Raw genomic sequence first — 15,013 nt, forward strand, 5'->3', positions numbered from 1 at the left:
GACTTGGCGCCGTTGATGGGCCTCGGATGTTGGCAGCGTCTGGTTGAGTCCTGTCGGGCCGGCGTCGGCGGTCAACTGTGCGCTCAGGCCGGGCGGTGCTGGGCTCGGCTGGTCGGCGCCGTTGCCGGGCCTCGGCTTTCGGCCGTGCTTGGTCGGGCCGGGCCGGGTTGTCGGTCTGGGCGCGGCCTGCTCGAGCCCGGCGCACCCGTGGCTTTGCCGAGTACCCCGAACCGGCCCCGCAGCAGCCCCTGAATGCGGTGAAGGGCACCTCGCGGGAACCGGAGTCCCGCAAGGTGCCCTTCACCGACGTTGCCGCCGGCTAGAAGTCGAAGCCGCCGCCGCCGAAGCCGCCGCCGTCGAACCCGCCGCCGTCGAAGCCGCCGAAGTCCTGGCCGCCGCCGTCGTAGCCGCCGCTGTCGCCGCCGTCGAAGCCGCCGCCATCGCCACCGTCGCCGCCGTCGCCGCCCTGGTCGCCGGACTCGAGGGCGTCCTGCTGGCCGGCGTCGTAGCCCGATTCCCAGGCCGAGGCGCTCGCGATGCCGCTCATGCCGGAGAACATGGCGCTGAACAGGAACATCGAGCCCAGGCCCCACGCGCCGGCCACGAGCGCGGGCTTCCACCACGGCTCGCTGTACCAGCCCTGCGGCACCGGACGTCCCGCGACGCGGCCGCCGGGGTAGTAGTACGGCGTTTCCTGGCCGGGGTCGGGCGAGGCCTCGTAGTGCTGGCCCTCGACGTCGACCTTGCGGTGCTCGGTCACCTTGCCGGCGCGCTCGCGCTCGGCCTCGTCCGGCAGCGCCGGGCCCGGGTCGAGGCCCATGGCCGTGCGGGCGGCGCGGACGTAGTACAGGCCTTCGAGCGCGGTTTCCTTGACGAGCCGGGCCTGCTCGACGGTTTTCGCCTGTTCGAGCTGGGAGCCGGCGGCGTTGTAGCGCTCGCTGGCGTCGGCCATCGCCTGCTGGGACGCCGTGTCGGTGCCGGAGATGTTGAGGACCTGTCCGCCGAGGCGTTCGACGAGGCGGCGCGCGTCGGCCTTCGCGTCGTCGAGCTGCCGCTGCCGCGAAGCGGCCTGCGACCGGGCGAAGTACAGCCCGCCCCCGACGATCACGACGACGAGCACGATCAACAGGATCGCGGTGCCCATGGGTCACTCCACGTGGTGAGCTTGTCTCGGCGGCCCCGCGGCCGCCTTTGAACCGGACAACGCGGACAGTACGCTGAGGGTTCCCGAGAGGTGACGGGGAGCACCTCTGGCCGGGCAAAGTAGAACACGTTACAGTCGGGTCATGAAGTTCTCCCTGTCGATCGCGATGAACCCCCTCGATCAGCTGGGCGAGCTCGCCCGCGCCGCCGAGGAGGCCGGATTCTCCTCGATCGTCCTGCCGGATTCCCTGTTCTACTCGGAGAAGGTGTCGGCGGACTACCCGTACACGCCCGACGGCAGCCGGTTCTGGACCGAGGAGACGCCGTGGGTCGACCCGCTGGTGGCGGCCGCGTCGATGGGCGCGGTGACCGAGCGGCTCGAGTTCTACACCTCCGTGCTGAAGCTCGGCTCGCGCAACCCCGTGCTGCTCGCGCGTCAGGTGAACTCGGTGGCGGCGCTGACCGGCGGCCGGTTCGGTCTCGGGCTCGGCATCGGCTGGTCGCCGGAGGAGTTCGAGTGGTGCGGCGCGCCGTACGAGCGGCGCGGCAAGCGCTTCGACGAGGCCATCGAGGTGCTGCGCCTCATCCTCGACGGCGGCATGGTCGAGTTCCACGGTGAGTTCTTCGACTTCGACAAGCTGCGCATGAGCCCGACGCCGCCGAAGCGCGTGCCGTTCTACATCGGCGGCCACACGGACATCGCGCTGCGCCGGGCCGCGCGCGTGGGCGACGGCTGGTCGTCGGCGATGATGACGCTCGACCAGCTGCGCGATACGATCAAGCGGCTCAAGGAACTGCTCGCCGAACGCGGGCGCGAGGCCGATCCGTTCGAGTTCCAGGCCGTGTGCGTCGACCGCTTCGGGCTCGACGGCTTCCGCGAGCAGGCCGAGGTGGGCGTGACCGACGCGATCACCATGCCGTGGGTGTTCGAAGGCCTCGGCTTCGACGCCGAGGTGGGCCCGAAGGTCGACGCGATCCGCAAGTTCGGCGACGAGGTCATCGCCAAGTTCCGTGAATCGGGGGCGTGACATGAGTGTCGAGGTCAGCTGGGACGTCGACGCGGACCAGCCGCCGGCTCGCCTGGCGTCGTTCCGGTCCATGACGTCCGTCGCGGCGGGCGACAAGGACGCGTGGCTCGCGCTGTTCGCACCGGACGCCGTGGTGGAAGACCCGGTGGGCCCGTCGATGTTCGACGAGCAGGGCAAGGGCCACCACGGCCACGAGGGCATCGGCTCCTTCTGGGACCTGACGATCGCCCACGTGGAGCGCTTCGAGTTCGTCATCCGCGACTCGTTCGCCGCGGGCGCCGAGTGCGCCAACGTCGGCACCATCACCACCTACCTGCCCGGCGGCTACCGCGTCGACACCGACGGCGTCTTCGTCTACCGCATCGGCGACGACGGCCTGATCACCTCGATGCGCGCCTTCTGGGAAACCGAACGCGCGATGGCGACGGCACGCCAGGTCTGAGCCTTTCCGGTCGCTTCAGGACGCGCTCATGCGCTCGTCGGCGTAGGCGCATTGCGTTTCGATGACCTCGCGGAGGTGATCGAGGGCCGCCACCGGGTCGGCGAGCGGCGACGTCGTGCGCAGCCACCGGGCCCAGGCACCGTTCTCGCCGAGGAACGGGGCCGAGTGCCCGGTGCCGAGCCGCGCGTCCAGGTACGCGAGCGCGCCCAGGGCCGAGTCCTGCTCGCCGCGGTCGGTGCTCGGCAGGAACGCGCGGAGGTACTCGACCAACAGGCGCGCGTCTTCGTCCGCGCCGAATCGGGCGAGGGCAAAGCAGAACCCGCGGCCGGCGTAGATGCGTTCGTTCGCGAGGAGCAGCTCGCCGATCCGGTCGCGGTGCGCTACTCGCCGCGCGAAAGCGATGAGCCACGACGCCGTCAGCTGCGCGCGCCATTCGTAGCCGAGCAGCAGCTCGAGCTCGTCGTCGGTGATCCGGAGCGCGTCCTGCGCCAGCGTGCGCCCGAGCGTCTCGCGCTGCGCCGGGTCGCTCAGGAAACAGGTGTTGGCCAGGTGAAAGTACCGGCGGCCCGGCGTCACGTACTTCTCGACGACGGCGTTCAGCGCGGGCTCGTGCCGGTGGTCACGCATGCGGGGATTCTGCCCGCGCTGGCCCCTGCCCGCGACGGTGTTTCCTGGCAAGATCGCCCGTCGGGAGTTGCCGAACACCGGGAGGCGTCATGGTTGCCGGACATCCGCTCGGCCCGCCGGCGCACGAGCAGCACTGGGTGGACCTCGCGGCAAACCTGGCGCGAGAGTTCGCGCTGACGGCCGCCGAGCGGGACCGGACGGGCGAGCTGCCCGTCGGGAACCTCCGGAGGCTGAACGCGAGCGGGCTCGACGTCGCCTTGCTGCCGGCGGAGTACGGCGGCCAGGACCTCAGCTACCGCAGCTACGGTGCGATCGTCCGGGTGCTGAGTGCGGCGTGCCCGTCGACGGCGTGTGTGTGGGTGATGCACATCGGCGCGGCGGCGGGGCTGGTGGAGATGGCCGAGCCGGACGTGGCGCGGTTCTTCGCGCAGCGGCTGGCGGCCGGGGCGCGGTTCGCGAACGCGTTGAGCGAGCCGGCCGGCGGGAACCTGTTCCTGCGGTCACAGCAGCCCGCGGTGGAGGTCGAAGGCGGGTTCCGGCTGAGCGGCGAGAAGCGCTTCTCGTCCGGGTGTGAGATCGCCGATCACTTCCTCGTCAACGCGAAGATCGACGGCGTCTCCACGTTCTTCGGGCTCGACGCCGACCCGGCGACGATGACGTTCCGACCGAGCTGGGACGCGATGGGCCTGCGCGCGAGCGGCAGCCAGCTGATCCGGTTCGACGGCACGCTCCTGCCCCACGAACGCCGCTGCCCGCCGTCGAAACGGCGGCGCCCCAACCACATCGGGGCGGGGGTGGCGGCGTTGTCGCTGGGGGTGGCCGACGGTGCGCTGGCCGCGTTGCGGGAGCACGCGCGCGCCCGGCAGGTGGTGCCCGGCGGCGGGACGCTGGCGGAGCAGCAGTGGGTGCGCTTCGGCGTCGGCGAGCTGGAGAGCCGGCTGCAGGCGGCCGCGATGTTCGCGCAGCACATGTGCTGGCTCGCCGACGAGAACTCGCCGGAGTTCCTGCCCGCGACGATGCGCGCGAAGCTGCTGGCCAACGACGTCGCGCGCGAGATCGCCGACCTCGGCGTGCGGGTGGGCGGGGGATCGGGCTACCTGAAGACGTCGCCGATCGAGCGGTGGTTCCGCGACGCGCAGGCGGGCTGGCTGATGGCCTACTCCGCCGAGGTCTGCAAGGACGTGATCGGCTCGCAGGTGCTGGGCGACGATGCCTGAGCGGATGCTGTTCAACGCGTTCCACATGTTTGCGGTTTCACACCACGCGCAGGGACTGTGGGCCGAGCCGGACAGCCGCCAGCTCGGCTACACCGACCCTTCGACGTGGCTGGACCTCGCGCGGACGCTGGAGCGCGGCCGGTTCGACACGCTCTTCTTCGCCGACGTCCTCGCCCCCTACGAGACCTACCGTGGCTCGCGCGACGCCGCGGTCCGCGAGGGGATGCAGTTCCCGACCGGCGATCCCTCCGTGCTGATCCCGCTGCTCGCCTACCACACGGAACACCTGGGGTACACGTTCACGCAGAACATCCTGCAGGAGCACCCGTACCCGTTCGCCCGGAAAGTGTCCACTCTGGACCACCTGACGGGCGGGCGGGTGGCGTGGAACATCGTCACGTCGTTCCTGCCGGGCGCGGGCCGCAACCTCGGGTACGGCGGGCTGCCGGGCCACGAGGAACGCTACGGCCGTGCCGAGGACTTCACGCAGGCGGCGCTGAAGCTGTGGCTGCACAGCTGGGAGGACGGCGCGGTGCTGCGCGACCGTGTGCGGCGCGAGTTCGCGGATCCGGCCAAGGTGCACGCCGTGGTCCACAATGGACACTACTACCAGCTCGACGGACCGCACCTGAGCGAGCCGTCGCCGCAGCGGGTGCCGGTGCTGTTCAACGCCGGCGTCTCGCCGGCCGGCCGCGCGTTCGCCGGGCGGTACGCGGAGTGCCTGTTCATCAACTCCCAGGACCCCGCCGAGGCGGCCCCGATCGTCGCCGACGTGCGCCGGGCGGCGGCCGCAGCGGGCCGGAACCCGGCGCACGTCAAGGTTTTCGTGCCGCAGTCGTACCTGCTCGCCGGCACTGAGGCCGAAGCCCGGCGGCGCCACGCCGAGCTGCTGGAGCACCAGACGGTGGAGGGGAACCTGGCGCGGGCGTCGGTGTTCGCCGGCCACGACTTCGGCCTCGACGACCCGGACGCGCTCGTCGGCGACCTGCGCGGGCGCGAGGTGTCGGAGCCGGTGCGCAAGCTCCTCGCCACGACCACGCGGGACGACTGGACGCTCGGCGAGCTGATCCTCAGCCGCACCAACAAACGCGTCGTCGGGACGCCGGAGCAGATCGTCGAGAACATCGCGCGCTGGCGCGACGCGGGCGTCGACGGGATCAACCTCGAGTACGTGATCTCGCCGACGAGCTTCACCGAGTTCGTCGACCACGTTGTCCCGCTGCTGCAGGCGCGTGGTCTCATGCAACGCGAGTACCGGCCGGGCACGTTGCGGGAGAAGCTCTTCCCCGGCGCCGGCCCGGTGCCGCCGCGCGATCACCCGGCGTGGGCGCTCAGGCCGCGCTGTGGGCCAGCCAGTGGTCGACGAGATCCCGATCGCCCGTGATCGTCACGTCGTCGGCTGGCCGGCGACGGGTGAGCACGAGCAGGAGGTCGGTCAGCGGGCCGGCGAGCGTGACGTCGGCGGGGGTGGTGGCGCGCGTCCACTCGATGCCGTCCGGGGTGCGGGTGACGTGCCAGCCCTCGGCGTGGTCGGGGAGGAACCGCAGGGTCTGCCCGGTGCCGCTGAGCCCGGCGACGTCGGGTTTGAGCGTCCGCGTGGCGGGGTTCGCGAGCAGGCCGAACCAGTCGCTGATCACGTCCTCGGCCAGGTCCGGGGCGACTGAGAACGCGGGGCCCGCCGCGTCGGCGTGGTGCACGACGGTGTCGTTGAGCAGGCGGCGCAACCAGAACCCGGCCGGCCCCTGGCCGAAGAACGTCCACACGGGACTGTCGCTGGTGGACACCGCGTCGATGAGATCGGCGGCTCCGGCTTGCAGCCAGCCGGACCAGCCGGCCGGGTCGCCGGGGGCGGCGTCGAACGGGTCGGGCACCGGCGAGGGGCCGGAGCGCACGACGCTCGCCGCCCAGCGGTGCGCCTGGCCGACGTGGCCGACGAGCACGCGCAGCGGCCAGTCGGGGCACGTCGGCACGCGGGCTTCGGGGTCGGCGCCGGCCGTGGCTTTCGCGAGGGCGGCGGTGTGGTGGTGGAGCGCGTCGGCGAGTCGGGTGGTGTCCATGGGCCGTACCGTAGGAACTCCATCCGGCTGGAGGTTCTACCGATGGTGACCGGGGTCACACTGGGGATCGGCGACCTGGCGCGACGGACCGGCGTGCCCGTCCGCACGATCCGCTTCTACTGCGACGAAGGCCTGCTCGAACCCACCCGTAGCGCGGGCGGCCACCGCCGCTTCGCCGAGGAGGCCGTCGAGCGGCTCACGCTCGTGCGCCGGATGCGCGGCCTGGGCCTGGGGCTGCCGCTGATCACCGACGTCCTCGCCGGCCGCCGCTCCCTGGCCGACGCCGTGGCCGCCGAACGCGCCGCCCTGGACCGCGAAGTCGCGACGCTCGCCTGGCGCCGGTCCGTCCTGCGCGCCGTCGAGGACGCGACCCCGCTCGACCGCCCGGCGCGGCTGGAGCTGCTGTCGGCCGTGGAGGACGGGTACGCCGCCCACGACGTCCTCGTCCGCCTCTGGCACCCCATGACCTCCGGCCCCGTCCCCGCCGACTCGGCTCGCATGTTCCTGGCCATCAGCGCCCCGCCGCCCCCGGAGCTGCCGACGCCCGCACAGGTCGTCGCCTACGCGTCGCTGGTGCTGCTCGCCTCGGACCGCTCGTTCGTCGACGCCCTGCGCACCAGCACCCTCGTCAACCACGACCGGATCCCCGACCTCGCCGCCCTGCACGCCGAGGTCGCGCAGGCCTGTGAGCTCGCCTTCCCCGCCGTGACGTCCGGCACCCGCCCGGCGCCGGGCCCGGCCCTCGACCGCTTCGTCGCCGCCCACGCGGCCGCCCTGCGCACCACCGACACCCCGGCCTTCCGCCACGCCCTCAACCACCGCACGGCCCCCGACCGCGACCCGCGCGTGCGCCGCTACTGGACCCTGGCGGGCGAGGTCACGGGCGAACCGGCCCCGATGGGCGTCACGCACACCTGGCTGCTGGACGCGCTGAACGCTTCGGCCGGCTGAACGGAGCGAGTTCCGGTGAAGGTGAACCCGAAGGCCGTGCTGCTCGCGCCGGTTGTCGTTCTGCTGGCCGCGTGCGGCCCGACGGCGAAGGCGATCGATCCGCTCCAGCCGGGGTGGGCGCCGTCCGCGTTGCTCGCCGGCGCGGGCGGCTTCTACGTCAATCCTGACAACCCAGCCGCGAACTGGGTGCGGACAGCGCCGCCCGGCCCGCGCACGGACTCGATCCGGGCGCGGATCGCCACGAGGCCCGCGGCCACGCTGATTGCTGAGCCCGCGGCGACCGCCTCCTCGCACGTCCGGGCCGTGGTGACCGCCGCCGCGGCGGTGCGGCGGCAGCCGATCCTGCTGCTCGACGCGGATCGGGCCGGTGCGTGTGCGGACGGGGGCGCGGGGTGGTTCGGCGAGGTGGCGCGAGGACTGGGGGACGACCGCGCGCTGGTCGTCGTCCGGGGGCGTGAGTGCCGACCGGGTGCCGCTGCCCACGCTCTGGCGGCAGCGGCCCACACGACCGTGCTGCTCGACGTGTCCGATGCACCGTCGCCGGACGTTGCGGCGCAGCGGGTCGCGGTGGGCGGACCGGACGTCGACGGGTTCGCCACCAACGTCGGCGGCTACGCGCCCGAACGCGTGGCCCTCGCGACCAGCCGCGCGATCGGCCAGGCCCTCGCCGCGAGCACCGGGAAACGCGAATACCTCGCCGTGATCGAGAGCAGTCGCAATGGCCGGCCGGTGTCCGGTGCGTGCAACCCGGCCGGTGCGCGAATCGGGCTGTACGAGTCGCTCTCCGCCGACGGCGCCCCGCAGCAGCTGTGGCTCACCACGCCCGGCATTTCCGACGGGCCGTGCGGAACCGCCCCGGCCGGCCGGGCCGGCGACTTCGTCCCGGACCTCGCCGCCGCCCTCGCTCAGCGGTGAGTCCCAGATCTTGGACAGACTCGCCAGACGTCTGACGTCCAACCTATTCTCGCGGCGGACGAGGGCGAGGAGTGGTGCATGTCCGAACGTGATCGGGCTCGGTTGGCGGAGCCGGCGCAGCCGCAGGATTTCCCGGACAGCCCGTTGAGCCGGGTGCTGCGGCAGCCGTTGCTGCTGGGGGTGTTCCTGCCGCTGCAGACGGGTGGATGGTCGCAGTCGACGTTGCCGCGCGGGACGGACTGGACGTTCGACTACAACCGCGCGCTGACGCAGCAGGCGGAGAAGTTCGGGTTCGACATCGCGTTCGGGCTGTCGCAGTGGCTGCCCAAGGGCGGGTTCGGCGGGGAGACGCACTACCGCGAGAACTTCCTCGACCCGTTCGTCTCGGCGATCGCGCTCGCGTCGGCGACGGAGTCGATCCTGTTGCTGGGCACGGTGCACGTGCTGTACGGGCCGTGGCATCCCTTGCACCTGGCCAAGTTCCTCGCGACGGCCGACCACATCTCGGGCGGGCGCTTCGGTGCGAACATCGTCACCGGGTACGCCGACACCGAGCCCGCGATGTTCGGCCAGCTCAAGCCCGAGCACGACAAGCGCTACGCGATGGCCGACGAGTTCGTCGCCGTGTGCAAGGACCTCTGGGCGGGCGAGGACAACCTCACGTTCCACGGCGAGCACTACTCGCTGCAGGAGGCCTACGCGTCGCCGCTGCCGAAGTACGGGCGGCCGATCCTGGTGTCAGCCAGCGGTTCCCCGGCGGGTTTCGCGTTCGCGGGCCGCAACTCCGACCTCGTGTTCATCTCCAGCCCGGCGGGCGAGAACATCGACCGCGCGCTGGAGGCGTTGCCGGCGCACGTGGAAAAGGTCAAGCAGGCCGCGCGGGACCAAGGCCGCGAAGTGCGCGTGGTGATCAATCCCACGGTCGTCTCCGCGCCCACGAGCGCCGAGGCGCACGCGCGGTACCAGGCGATCATGGACCACGCCGACCTCGGGGCGATCGGGGCGTTCACCGACCGCCACACCGCGGGCGACAGCCAGTCGTGGCTCGAGCACTCCGCCCGTGGCCGCGCGGTCGGCGGGCACCTGCACATCGTCGGCTCGCCCGAGGAAGTCACGGACAAGCTGCGCCGCCTGCACGAAACGGGCATCGACGGCGTTCAGCTGACGTTCTACGACTACCAGCCCGAACTCGACTTCTTCGGCACGCAGATCGTGCCGCTGCTGGAAGAGGCCGGGCTGCGCAAGAGTGTTACGAATCCCTGACTGTCCACGCGGGACCGGCCGCCGCGGCCGGTCCCCGGCCTACTCTGTGCGAAGACAGAGGAGGTCACCCTGATCACGTTGGTGCTGATCGGCTTGGTGGGCGGGCTGATCACCGGCATTTCGCCCTGCGTTCTCCCGGTTCTGCCGGTGTTGTTCATGACGGGCGGGGCGAGCGGCGCGCGCAAGACCGGCACGGCACCGACGCGGCGCCGGCCGTTCCTCATCGTCGCGGGGCTGGCGTTGAGCTTCAGCCTCGTCACGCTCCTCGGCACGCTCGTGCTCGCCGCGCTGCACCTGCCCGGTGACGTGCTGCGCTGGGCGGGCCTCGTGGTGCTGGTGGTCCTCGGCGTCGCGATGATGTTCCCGCGCGTGCAAGACCTCCTGGAACGCCCGTTTGTCCGCCTGGGCCGCAAATCCGTGCCGGGTGACCGCGGTGCGTTCGTGCTCGGGCTGGCGCTCGGCACCGTCTACGTGCCGTGCGCGGGGCCGGTGCTCGCGGCCATCACGGTGGCCGGCGCGACGCACACGATCGGCGTGTCGACGGTCGCGCTCACCGTCGCGTTCGCCGTCGGCACGGCGATTCCGCTCCTGTTCTTCGCGATGGCCGGCAACCGCGTCGCCGAGCGGGTGAAGGCGTTCCGCGACCGGCAGCGGCAGGTGCGCATCGCCGCGGGGATCGTGGTGATCGGGCTGGCCGTCGCGCTCACGTTCAACGTCACCGACGCCCTGCAGCGCGCCATTCCCGACTACACCGCCGGGCTGAACCAGGCCCTCGGCGCGGACAAGGTCGGCGGCGGCGGCCTGCAGGCGTGCGACCCGTCCGACGAGCTGCAGGACTGCGGCACGGCGCCGCAGCTGGCCGGGATCAGCCAGTGGCTGAACACACCCGGCGGGAAACCCGCCGCGCTGCAAGGGAAAGTCGTGCTCTACGACTTCTGGGCCTACTCGTGCATCAACTGCCAGCGCGCCATCCCGCACGTCGAGGCGTGGTACCAGCGCTACCACGACGCGGGCCTGGAGATCGTCGGCGTCCACACACCGGAGTACGCGTTCGAGCACGTCCCCGCCAACGTCGCGGCCGGCACCGCCCGCCAGCACATCACCTACCCCGTGGCGATCGACAACGACTACGCCACCTGGAACGCGTTCAAGAACGAGTCCTGGCCCGCCGAGTACCTCGCCGACGCCACCGGGCACGTCCGCCACGTCTCCATCGGCGAAGGCGACTACGACGGCACCGAGTCGCTCATCCGTGAGCTGCTGACCACCGCCAACCCGAGCCAGACGCTGCCGCCGCGCACCGACGTCGCCGACGACACCCCCACGAACCCGTTGCAGAGCCCCGAAACCTACCTCGGCTCCGAGCGCAGCGGCGCCGGCGGCGCGCCCGTCGAGCTCCACGGCAAGTGGACCACCGCCCCCGAATACCTGACGGCCGGCGACGACGCCTCCCTCACCCTCACCTACGACGCCTCTGCGGTCTACCTCGACGTCGGCGGCACGGGCACCGTCACGGCCACCGCCGGCGGCGTCACGAAGACGATCCCGGTGTCCGGCAGCCCGGACATCCACGCCGTCGTGCAAACCCCGACGCCGCAACAGGGCACGGTGACGCTGAAGCTGAGCCCGGGGCTGCAGGCCTACTCGTTCACGTTCGGCTGACGTTCCGCAGCAGACCCGAGCCGAGGTCGGTGAGGCAGTGGCGCACCATCGTGCCCTCGCGGTGGCTGGTCAGGAGGCCCGCCGAGCGCAGGATGGAGGCGTGGTAGCTGGCCGACGCGGGGGAGACGCCGACACGGCGGCTCAGTTCCGTGGTGGTGCGCCCGCCCGCGGCGGCGGTGAGCAGGTGGGCGCGGGTCTTGCCGAGGAGGGTGGCGAGCGCGGCCGAGGCGTCTGTCGCCGGGGCGTGGCCGAAGGGGTATTTCCGCGGGTCCAGGGCCATCGGGTAGACGATCACGGGCGGCAGCGCGGGGTCGGCCAGCACCGTCGGCGCGCCGTGGCAGAAGAACGACGGCACGAGCCGGACGCCGCGGCCGTCGAGGTGCAGGTCGCCGGTCACGTGGGTGCCGTGCAGGACCAGGGTGTCGCCGGAGCGCGTGAGCAGCGGGTGCAGGCCGGTCAGCAGGCCTTCGACGCCGGAGTCCAGCAGGGCGCGGGCGCGCAGGCGGCGGTCGTCCTGCACGGCGCCTTCGCCCCCGATGGCAGCCGCCTCGCCACCGCCGGCGCCGACCACGCCGTGCGCTTCTGGCTCACCGACGCCGCGGCCGCGGCGCGGACGATCTGCGCGTCGTCCGCGCCCGGCATCGGACGGCGCGCGGTCAGGCGCCATGGTCGAGCGGTCACGGGGCGGTCGCCGCGGCACCCATCCTGGGGACGCCACGGCGGGGGGACAAGCTTTTCGAGCGTGCTCGAAACGGTCACCACCGGCCGCGGTGCACGACCTCGTCGAACGGGCGGCGAGTGGGGTTCTTGATGGGCCGCAGCGGCCGGTCGGCGGGATAGCCGATGGCCAGCATGAGCGACACGACGTGGTCGGCCGGAACCCCGAGGATCTCCCGCGCCCGGTCCTGGTCGCCGATCGAGGAGTGCCCGGTGCCGATGCCGAGGTCGGCGGCCGCGAGCATCATGGCGTAGGTGGCCTGCCCGAGGTCGTACTGGTCGAGCACGCGTGTGCGGTCGTCGGCCGGTTCGGGCACCACCAGCACGATCGCGGCCTGGGCGCCGGCGAGGTGCCCCGCGCCCTGCCAGACCGTGGAGAGCTCACGCAGCTGCTCGCGGTCGGTCACGACCACGAAGTCCCAGTGCTGGCGGTTCGACGCCGAGGGCGAGCGCCAGCCGGCCTCGGCGATCCGCGTGAGGTGCTCTTCGGCCACCGGCTCGCCGGTGTAGCTGCGGACGTTGCGACGGGCGCGGATGGCGTCCCAGGTCTCCATGGCGTTCTCCTCTTCACGCGGCGGGCCGGTGCCGGACCAGGCTGTCACGGCGGGGTCGGAGAAGCCAGACGGCCGTTCGGCAGGACGACGCTGCCGGAGAACCGGTGCGGCGGTGCGAGGTGCGTCCTGCTCACGGCCTGCTGGAGAATGCGGTGGGCCGGCGTGGTCTCGCGTGGTCGGGCGGATTTCCGGCGACGGCTTTCTTTCGCGTGTGGACTGTCCGCTGTGGACGCGGGAGCTTACTTCGCCGCGTGGCGCTCGATGATCGCGATCATCGAGTCCAGGCCCGCTTCCAGTGCCTTCGTGGAGCGCTGCGCCTGGGCCAGCACGAGACCACCCTGCAGCGCGGCCAGCATCGCCAGCGACAGGTGCTCCGCGTCGGTGTCCGCGCGCAGCACGCCGTGGTCGATCATGTGCCGGAGCCCGTCGCGGATGGCCTCGGCCCAGAGGGTGAAGCTGTGGGCGAGGGCGGCGCGCGCGCCGGCGTCGTGTTCGGCGAGCTCGCCCGAGAGGGTGGCGAGCGGGCAGCCGCCCTGGCAGTGCAGGTCGTGTTGCAGCTGCACGAGCGCGTCGCGCCAGGCGCGCAGGGCGGCGAAGCTGTCGAGCCGGGACAGCAGGGCGTGCTGGCCGCCGACGATGCGCGTCGTCTGGAACTCGATGACGGCCCTGGTCAGGGCGCCTTTGTCGGCGAAGTAGTGGTAGATCTGCGATGAGCTGACCCCGGCGGCGTCGCGTACGTCGGGGGTGCTGGTGCCGGCCACGCCGCGTTCGGCCATCAGCTGGGCGGCCGCGGACACGATCCGGTCCCGGGTGGCCTGCCCACGCGCGGTCAGGCGGGCCGTCGCCGTCTCTGTCATGCCCCCAGTCTACGGAAAACCCGGCTAACTGGATTTGACTATCCAGTTCGTGGCCGGTACTACTGGATCGAGCTATCCAGTTCTGCTGGCCAGCGGAGCTGGCGGGGACGTCGAAAGGCTTGATGTGACCACCACCAGCAGCACCATCGCCGAACGGGTCGAGGCCCTGCAGGAGGGTCTGGCGGGCAAGATGCCGGCCGGGGCCGTGGCCGCGTTCGGCGGTGAGCAGGCCGCGCTCGATGCCGCCGGCGTGCCCGCGGGCGTGCTGTCCGCCGGCGCGCCCATGCCCGACGGCGACCTGCTCGACGCGCACGGTGCCGCCACCACGCTGACCGCGGCGCGCGGCGGCAAGCCCGCCGTGGTCGTGACCTACCGGGGTGCCTGGTGCCCGTTCTGCAACGTCGCCCTGCGCACCTACCAGGAACAGCTCGTGCCCGCGCTCGCCGGCCGCGGCATCGAGCTCGTGGCCATCAGCCCGCAGAAACCGGACGGCTCGCTGACCATGGCCGAGAAGAACGAGCTCACCTTCACCGTGCTGTCCGACCCGGGCAACCAGATCGCCGCCGGCCTCGGCGTGCTCACCGCCCCGACCGACGAGGTCCGCGAAGCGCAGCAGTCCCTGGGCCTCGATCTGGCCGACATCAACGCCGACGGCACCCGCGGCATCCCCATGCCCACCGTCGTCCTCGTCGACGCCGAGGGTTTCGTCCGCTGGATCGACGTGCACCCCAACTACACCACCCGCACGGAGACCTCGGACATCGTCGCGGCTCTCGAACTGCTCTGAACGGCGGCATGCGCCCGCTTTCCCGATGCGGGACCCGGGCGCACAGCCGTCCGCCGAAGACCGAAGGCACCGGGTTCGCCCGGTGCCTTTGTCGTCCCCGGCGCGGGCGAAAACCGTTGCGCCGCGGCGGTTATTGTCCGTCCACCCGCCGTCCTTTGACGGTGGCTCCCGCCCTGGCGGCGGCCACAGATCGTCTTTCGGGTCCACCACCCGGATCGCCGGATCCGGGGTGCTCGACCCGACTGTGCGTTTAATCCCCTGTGAACGGTTGGAGCACGTCCGCGCTGCCCGTTGTTCGGCTGGCGTATACCGACGTGGGTGAGCCTGAGCGCGTCGGTCGGGGACCGCTGGAATAAAGGAAAACGATGGCCGAGCCTCGGTTCGAGATGGTGTCCATCTCGGTTGCTGGACTGAATGGACGAGCGCATTCCGATTCGGGGTGGGCCGTCATGTGGCGTTTTCTCTCAGCCAACAACCGCAGCATCGCACAGTCGGTTAATTCCTTCCCTGACGGTGATTCCTGCGCCCACGCGGTGCAGACGCTCAAGGCCGGCCTCAAGCTCGCGCAAGTTCTGACCGTGCGCGACGAGCAGGGGATGTGGCTCTGGCAGCTGCGCCTGGACGGAACGCCGGTCGGCGTGTCCAGCCGCAAGTACCGCCGTCGTCTCCACGCGATCAATTCGGGTAGTTCTTTTCATCAACTGGCCGAATCCAGCCGCGAGATCAACCGAACGCGTGTTCGTCCGTAGTTAATGTTTTTGCCCGGCCTGCGACAGCTGTCCGGGTAAAGCTG

16 protein-coding genes are annotated in these 15,013 nt (G+C 71.8%); 10 read left to right on the forward strand and 6 right to left on the reverse strand.

From position 1 onward, the window contains the following. Positions 1-319 precede the first annotated feature (319 nt). Positions 320-1,144 (reverse strand): hypothetical protein, encoded by an 825-nt coding sequence (locus tag ACFY1H_RS42800; protein WP_366586625.1) that lies wholly within the window; start codon positions 1,142-1,144, stop codon positions 320-322. Between the two features lie 142 nt (positions 1,145-1,286). Between ACFY1H_RS42800 and ACFY1H_RS42805 the strand changes: the two genes are divergently transcribed. Beyond that, on the forward strand, positions 1,287-2,171 hold the full coding sequence (locus ACFY1H_RS42805; RefSeq protein ID WP_366586623.1) for a TIGR03619 family F420-dependent LLM class oxidoreductase: 885 nt from the start codon (positions 1,287-1,289) through the stop codon (positions 2,169-2,171). 1 nt (position 2,172) lies between these two features. Continuing rightward, the gene (locus ACFY1H_RS42810) at positions 2,173-2,613 is read left to right on the forward strand and encodes a nuclear transport factor 2 family protein (protein ID WP_366586620.1); all 441 of its coding nucleotides are present in this window, start codon (positions 2,173-2,175) and stop codon (positions 2,611-2,613) included. Between the two features lie 15 nt (positions 2,614-2,628). Here the strand turns inward: ACFY1H_RS42810 and ACFY1H_RS42815 are convergent, their stop codons facing one another. Beyond that, positions 2,629-3,240, reverse strand: coding sequence for a DUF6000 family protein (locus ACFY1H_RS42815; RefSeq protein WP_366586617.1), 612 nt, complete (start codon positions 3,238-3,240; stop codon positions 2,629-2,631). An 89-nt stretch (positions 3,241-3,329) separates the two neighbouring features. Between ACFY1H_RS42815 and ACFY1H_RS42820 the strand changes: the two genes are divergently transcribed. Together ACFY1H_RS42820 and ACFY1H_RS42825 are read left to right on the forward strand one after the other, a co-directional pair. Further along, a complete protein-coding gene (locus ACFY1H_RS42820) occupies positions 3,330-4,457 on the forward strand; it encodes an acyl-CoA dehydrogenase family protein (protein WP_386955896.1) in 1,128 nt (375 codons plus the stop codon). Beyond that, positions 4,450-5,841, forward strand: a complete 1,392-nt coding sequence (locus ACFY1H_RS42825) for an NtaA/DmoA family FMN-dependent monooxygenase (RefSeq protein ID WP_386955897.1) — start codon at positions 4,450-4,452, stop codon at positions 5,839-5,841. The genes ACFY1H_RS42820 and ACFY1H_RS42825 overlap by 8 nt, the downstream gene beginning before the upstream one ends. Here ACFY1H_RS42825 and ACFY1H_RS42830 read toward each other — a convergent pair. After that, positions 5,789-6,514 (reverse strand): maleylpyruvate isomerase family mycothiol-dependent enzyme, encoded by a 726-nt coding sequence (locus ACFY1H_RS42830; RefSeq protein ID WP_386955898.1) that lies wholly within the window; start codon positions 6,512-6,514, stop codon positions 5,789-5,791. The two genes, ACFY1H_RS42825 and ACFY1H_RS42830, sit on opposite strands and share 53 nt — an antisense overlap. A 42-nt stretch (positions 6,515-6,556) precedes the next feature. On the opposite strand from ACFY1H_RS42830, the gene ACFY1H_RS42835 reads away from it, so the two are divergent. From ACFY1H_RS42835 to ACFY1H_RS42850, 4 genes are all read left to right on the forward strand, one after another. Next, positions 6,557-7,465, forward strand: coding sequence for a MerR family transcriptional regulator (locus ACFY1H_RS42835; protein ID WP_366586608.1), 909 nt, complete (start codon positions 6,557-6,559; stop codon positions 7,463-7,465). 15 nt (positions 7,466-7,480) lie between these two features. Further along, positions 7,481-8,380 (forward strand): hypothetical protein, encoded by a 900-nt coding sequence (locus tag ACFY1H_RS42840; RefSeq protein ID WP_386955899.1) that lies wholly within the window; start codon positions 7,481-7,483, stop codon positions 8,378-8,380. A 78-nt stretch (positions 8,381-8,458) separates the two neighbouring features. Then, positions 8,459-9,643, forward strand: coding sequence for an LLM class flavin-dependent oxidoreductase (locus tag ACFY1H_RS42845; protein ID WP_366586604.1), 1,185 nt, complete (start codon positions 8,459-8,461; stop codon positions 9,641-9,643). Positions 9,644-9,724: 81 nt separating this feature from the next. After that, the gene (locus ACFY1H_RS42850; protein ID WP_366586689.1) at positions 9,725-11,305 is read left to right on the forward strand and encodes a cytochrome c biogenesis protein CcdA; all 1,581 of its coding nucleotides are present in this window, start codon (positions 9,725-9,727) and stop codon (positions 11,303-11,305) included. On the opposite strand, the gene ACFY1H_RS42855 is transcribed toward ACFY1H_RS42850, so the two are convergent. The 3 genes from ACFY1H_RS42855 to ACFY1H_RS42865 form a co-directional block, all read right to left on the reverse strand. Continuing rightward, entirely contained in the window at positions 11,292-11,876 is a 585-nt protein-coding gene (locus tag ACFY1H_RS42855; protein ID WP_386955900.1) for an ArsR/SmtB family transcription factor, read from the reverse strand. The two genes, ACFY1H_RS42850 and ACFY1H_RS42855, sit on opposite strands and share 14 nt — an antisense overlap. Positions 11,877-12,060: 184 nt before the next feature. Further along, the gene (locus ACFY1H_RS42860; protein WP_366586599.1) at positions 12,061-12,576 is read right to left on the reverse strand and encodes a nitroreductase family protein; all 516 of its coding nucleotides are present in this window, start codon (positions 12,574-12,576) and stop codon (positions 12,061-12,063) included. 239 nt (positions 12,577-12,815) lie between these two features. Continuing rightward, complete coding sequence (locus ACFY1H_RS42865; protein ID WP_366586597.1) at positions 12,816-13,433, reverse strand: TetR/AcrR family transcriptional regulator; 618 nt, start codon at positions 13,431-13,433, stop codon at positions 12,816-12,818. 124 nt (positions 13,434-13,557) lie between these two features. Between ACFY1H_RS42865 and ACFY1H_RS42870 the strand changes: the two genes are divergently transcribed. Together ACFY1H_RS42870 and ACFY1H_RS42875 are read left to right on the forward strand one after the other, a co-directional pair. After that, a complete protein-coding gene (locus ACFY1H_RS42870) occupies positions 13,558-14,220 on the forward strand; it encodes a peroxiredoxin-like family protein (RefSeq protein ID WP_366586594.1) in 663 nt (220 codons plus the stop codon). Positions 14,221-14,585: 365 nt separating this feature from the next. Further along, positions 14,586-14,969, forward strand: coding sequence for a hypothetical protein (locus tag ACFY1H_RS42875; protein ID WP_366586591.1), 384 nt, complete (start codon positions 14,586-14,588; stop codon positions 14,967-14,969). Positions 14,970-15,013 lie beyond the last annotated feature (44 nt).

The organism is Amycolatopsis sp. NPDC001319 (assembly GCF_042896185.1).
In the GTDB taxonomy this organism is placed as follows: domain Bacteria; phylum Actinomycetota; class Actinomycetes; order Mycobacteriales; family Pseudonocardiaceae; genus Amycolatopsis.

Coding starts and splice junctions, on each gene's coding strand:
- ACFY1H_RS42860 (WP_366586599.1), bottom strand. CDS start 12,576: ATGGAGACCTGGGACGCCATCCGCGCCCGTCGCAACGTCCGCAGCTAC.
- ACFY1H_RS42875 (WP_366586591.1), top strand. CDS start 14,586: ATGGCCGAGCCTCGGTTCGAGATGGTGTCCATCTCGGTTGCTGGACTG.
- ACFY1H_RS42830 (WP_386955898.1), bottom strand. CDS start 6,514: ATGGACACCACCCGACTCGCCGACGCGCTCCACCACCACACCGCCGCC.
- ACFY1H_RS42800 (WP_366586625.1), bottom strand. CDS start 1,144: ATGGGCACCGCGATCCTGTTGATCGTGCTCGTCGTCGTGATCGTCGGG.
- ACFY1H_RS42815 (WP_366586617.1), bottom strand. CDS start 3,240: ATGCGTGACCACCGGCACGAGCCCGCGCTGAACGCCGTCGTCGAGAAG.
- ACFY1H_RS42820 (WP_386955896.1), top strand. CDS start 3,330: ATGGTTGCCGGACATCCGCTCGGCCCGCCGGCGCACGAGCAGCACTGG.
- ACFY1H_RS42825 (WP_386955897.1), top strand. CDS start 4,450: ATGCCTGAGCGGATGCTGTTCAACGCGTTCCACATGTTTGCGGTTTCA.
- ACFY1H_RS42865 (WP_366586597.1), bottom strand. CDS start 13,433: ATGACAGAGACGGCGACGGCCCGCCTGACCGCGCGTGGGCAGGCCACC.
- ACFY1H_RS42845 (WP_366586604.1), top strand. CDS start 8,459: ATGTCCGAACGTGATCGGGCTCGGTTGGCGGAGCCGGCGCAGCCGCAG.
- ACFY1H_RS42805 (WP_366586623.1), top strand. CDS start 1,287: ATGAAGTTCTCCCTGTCGATCGCGATGAACCCCCTCGATCAGCTGGGC.
- ACFY1H_RS42810 (WP_366586620.1), top strand. CDS start 2,173: ATGAGTGTCGAGGTCAGCTGGGACGTCGACGCGGACCAGCCGCCGGCT.
- ACFY1H_RS42835 (WP_366586608.1), top strand. CDS start 6,557: ATGGTGACCGGGGTCACACTGGGGATCGGCGACCTGGCGCGACGGACC.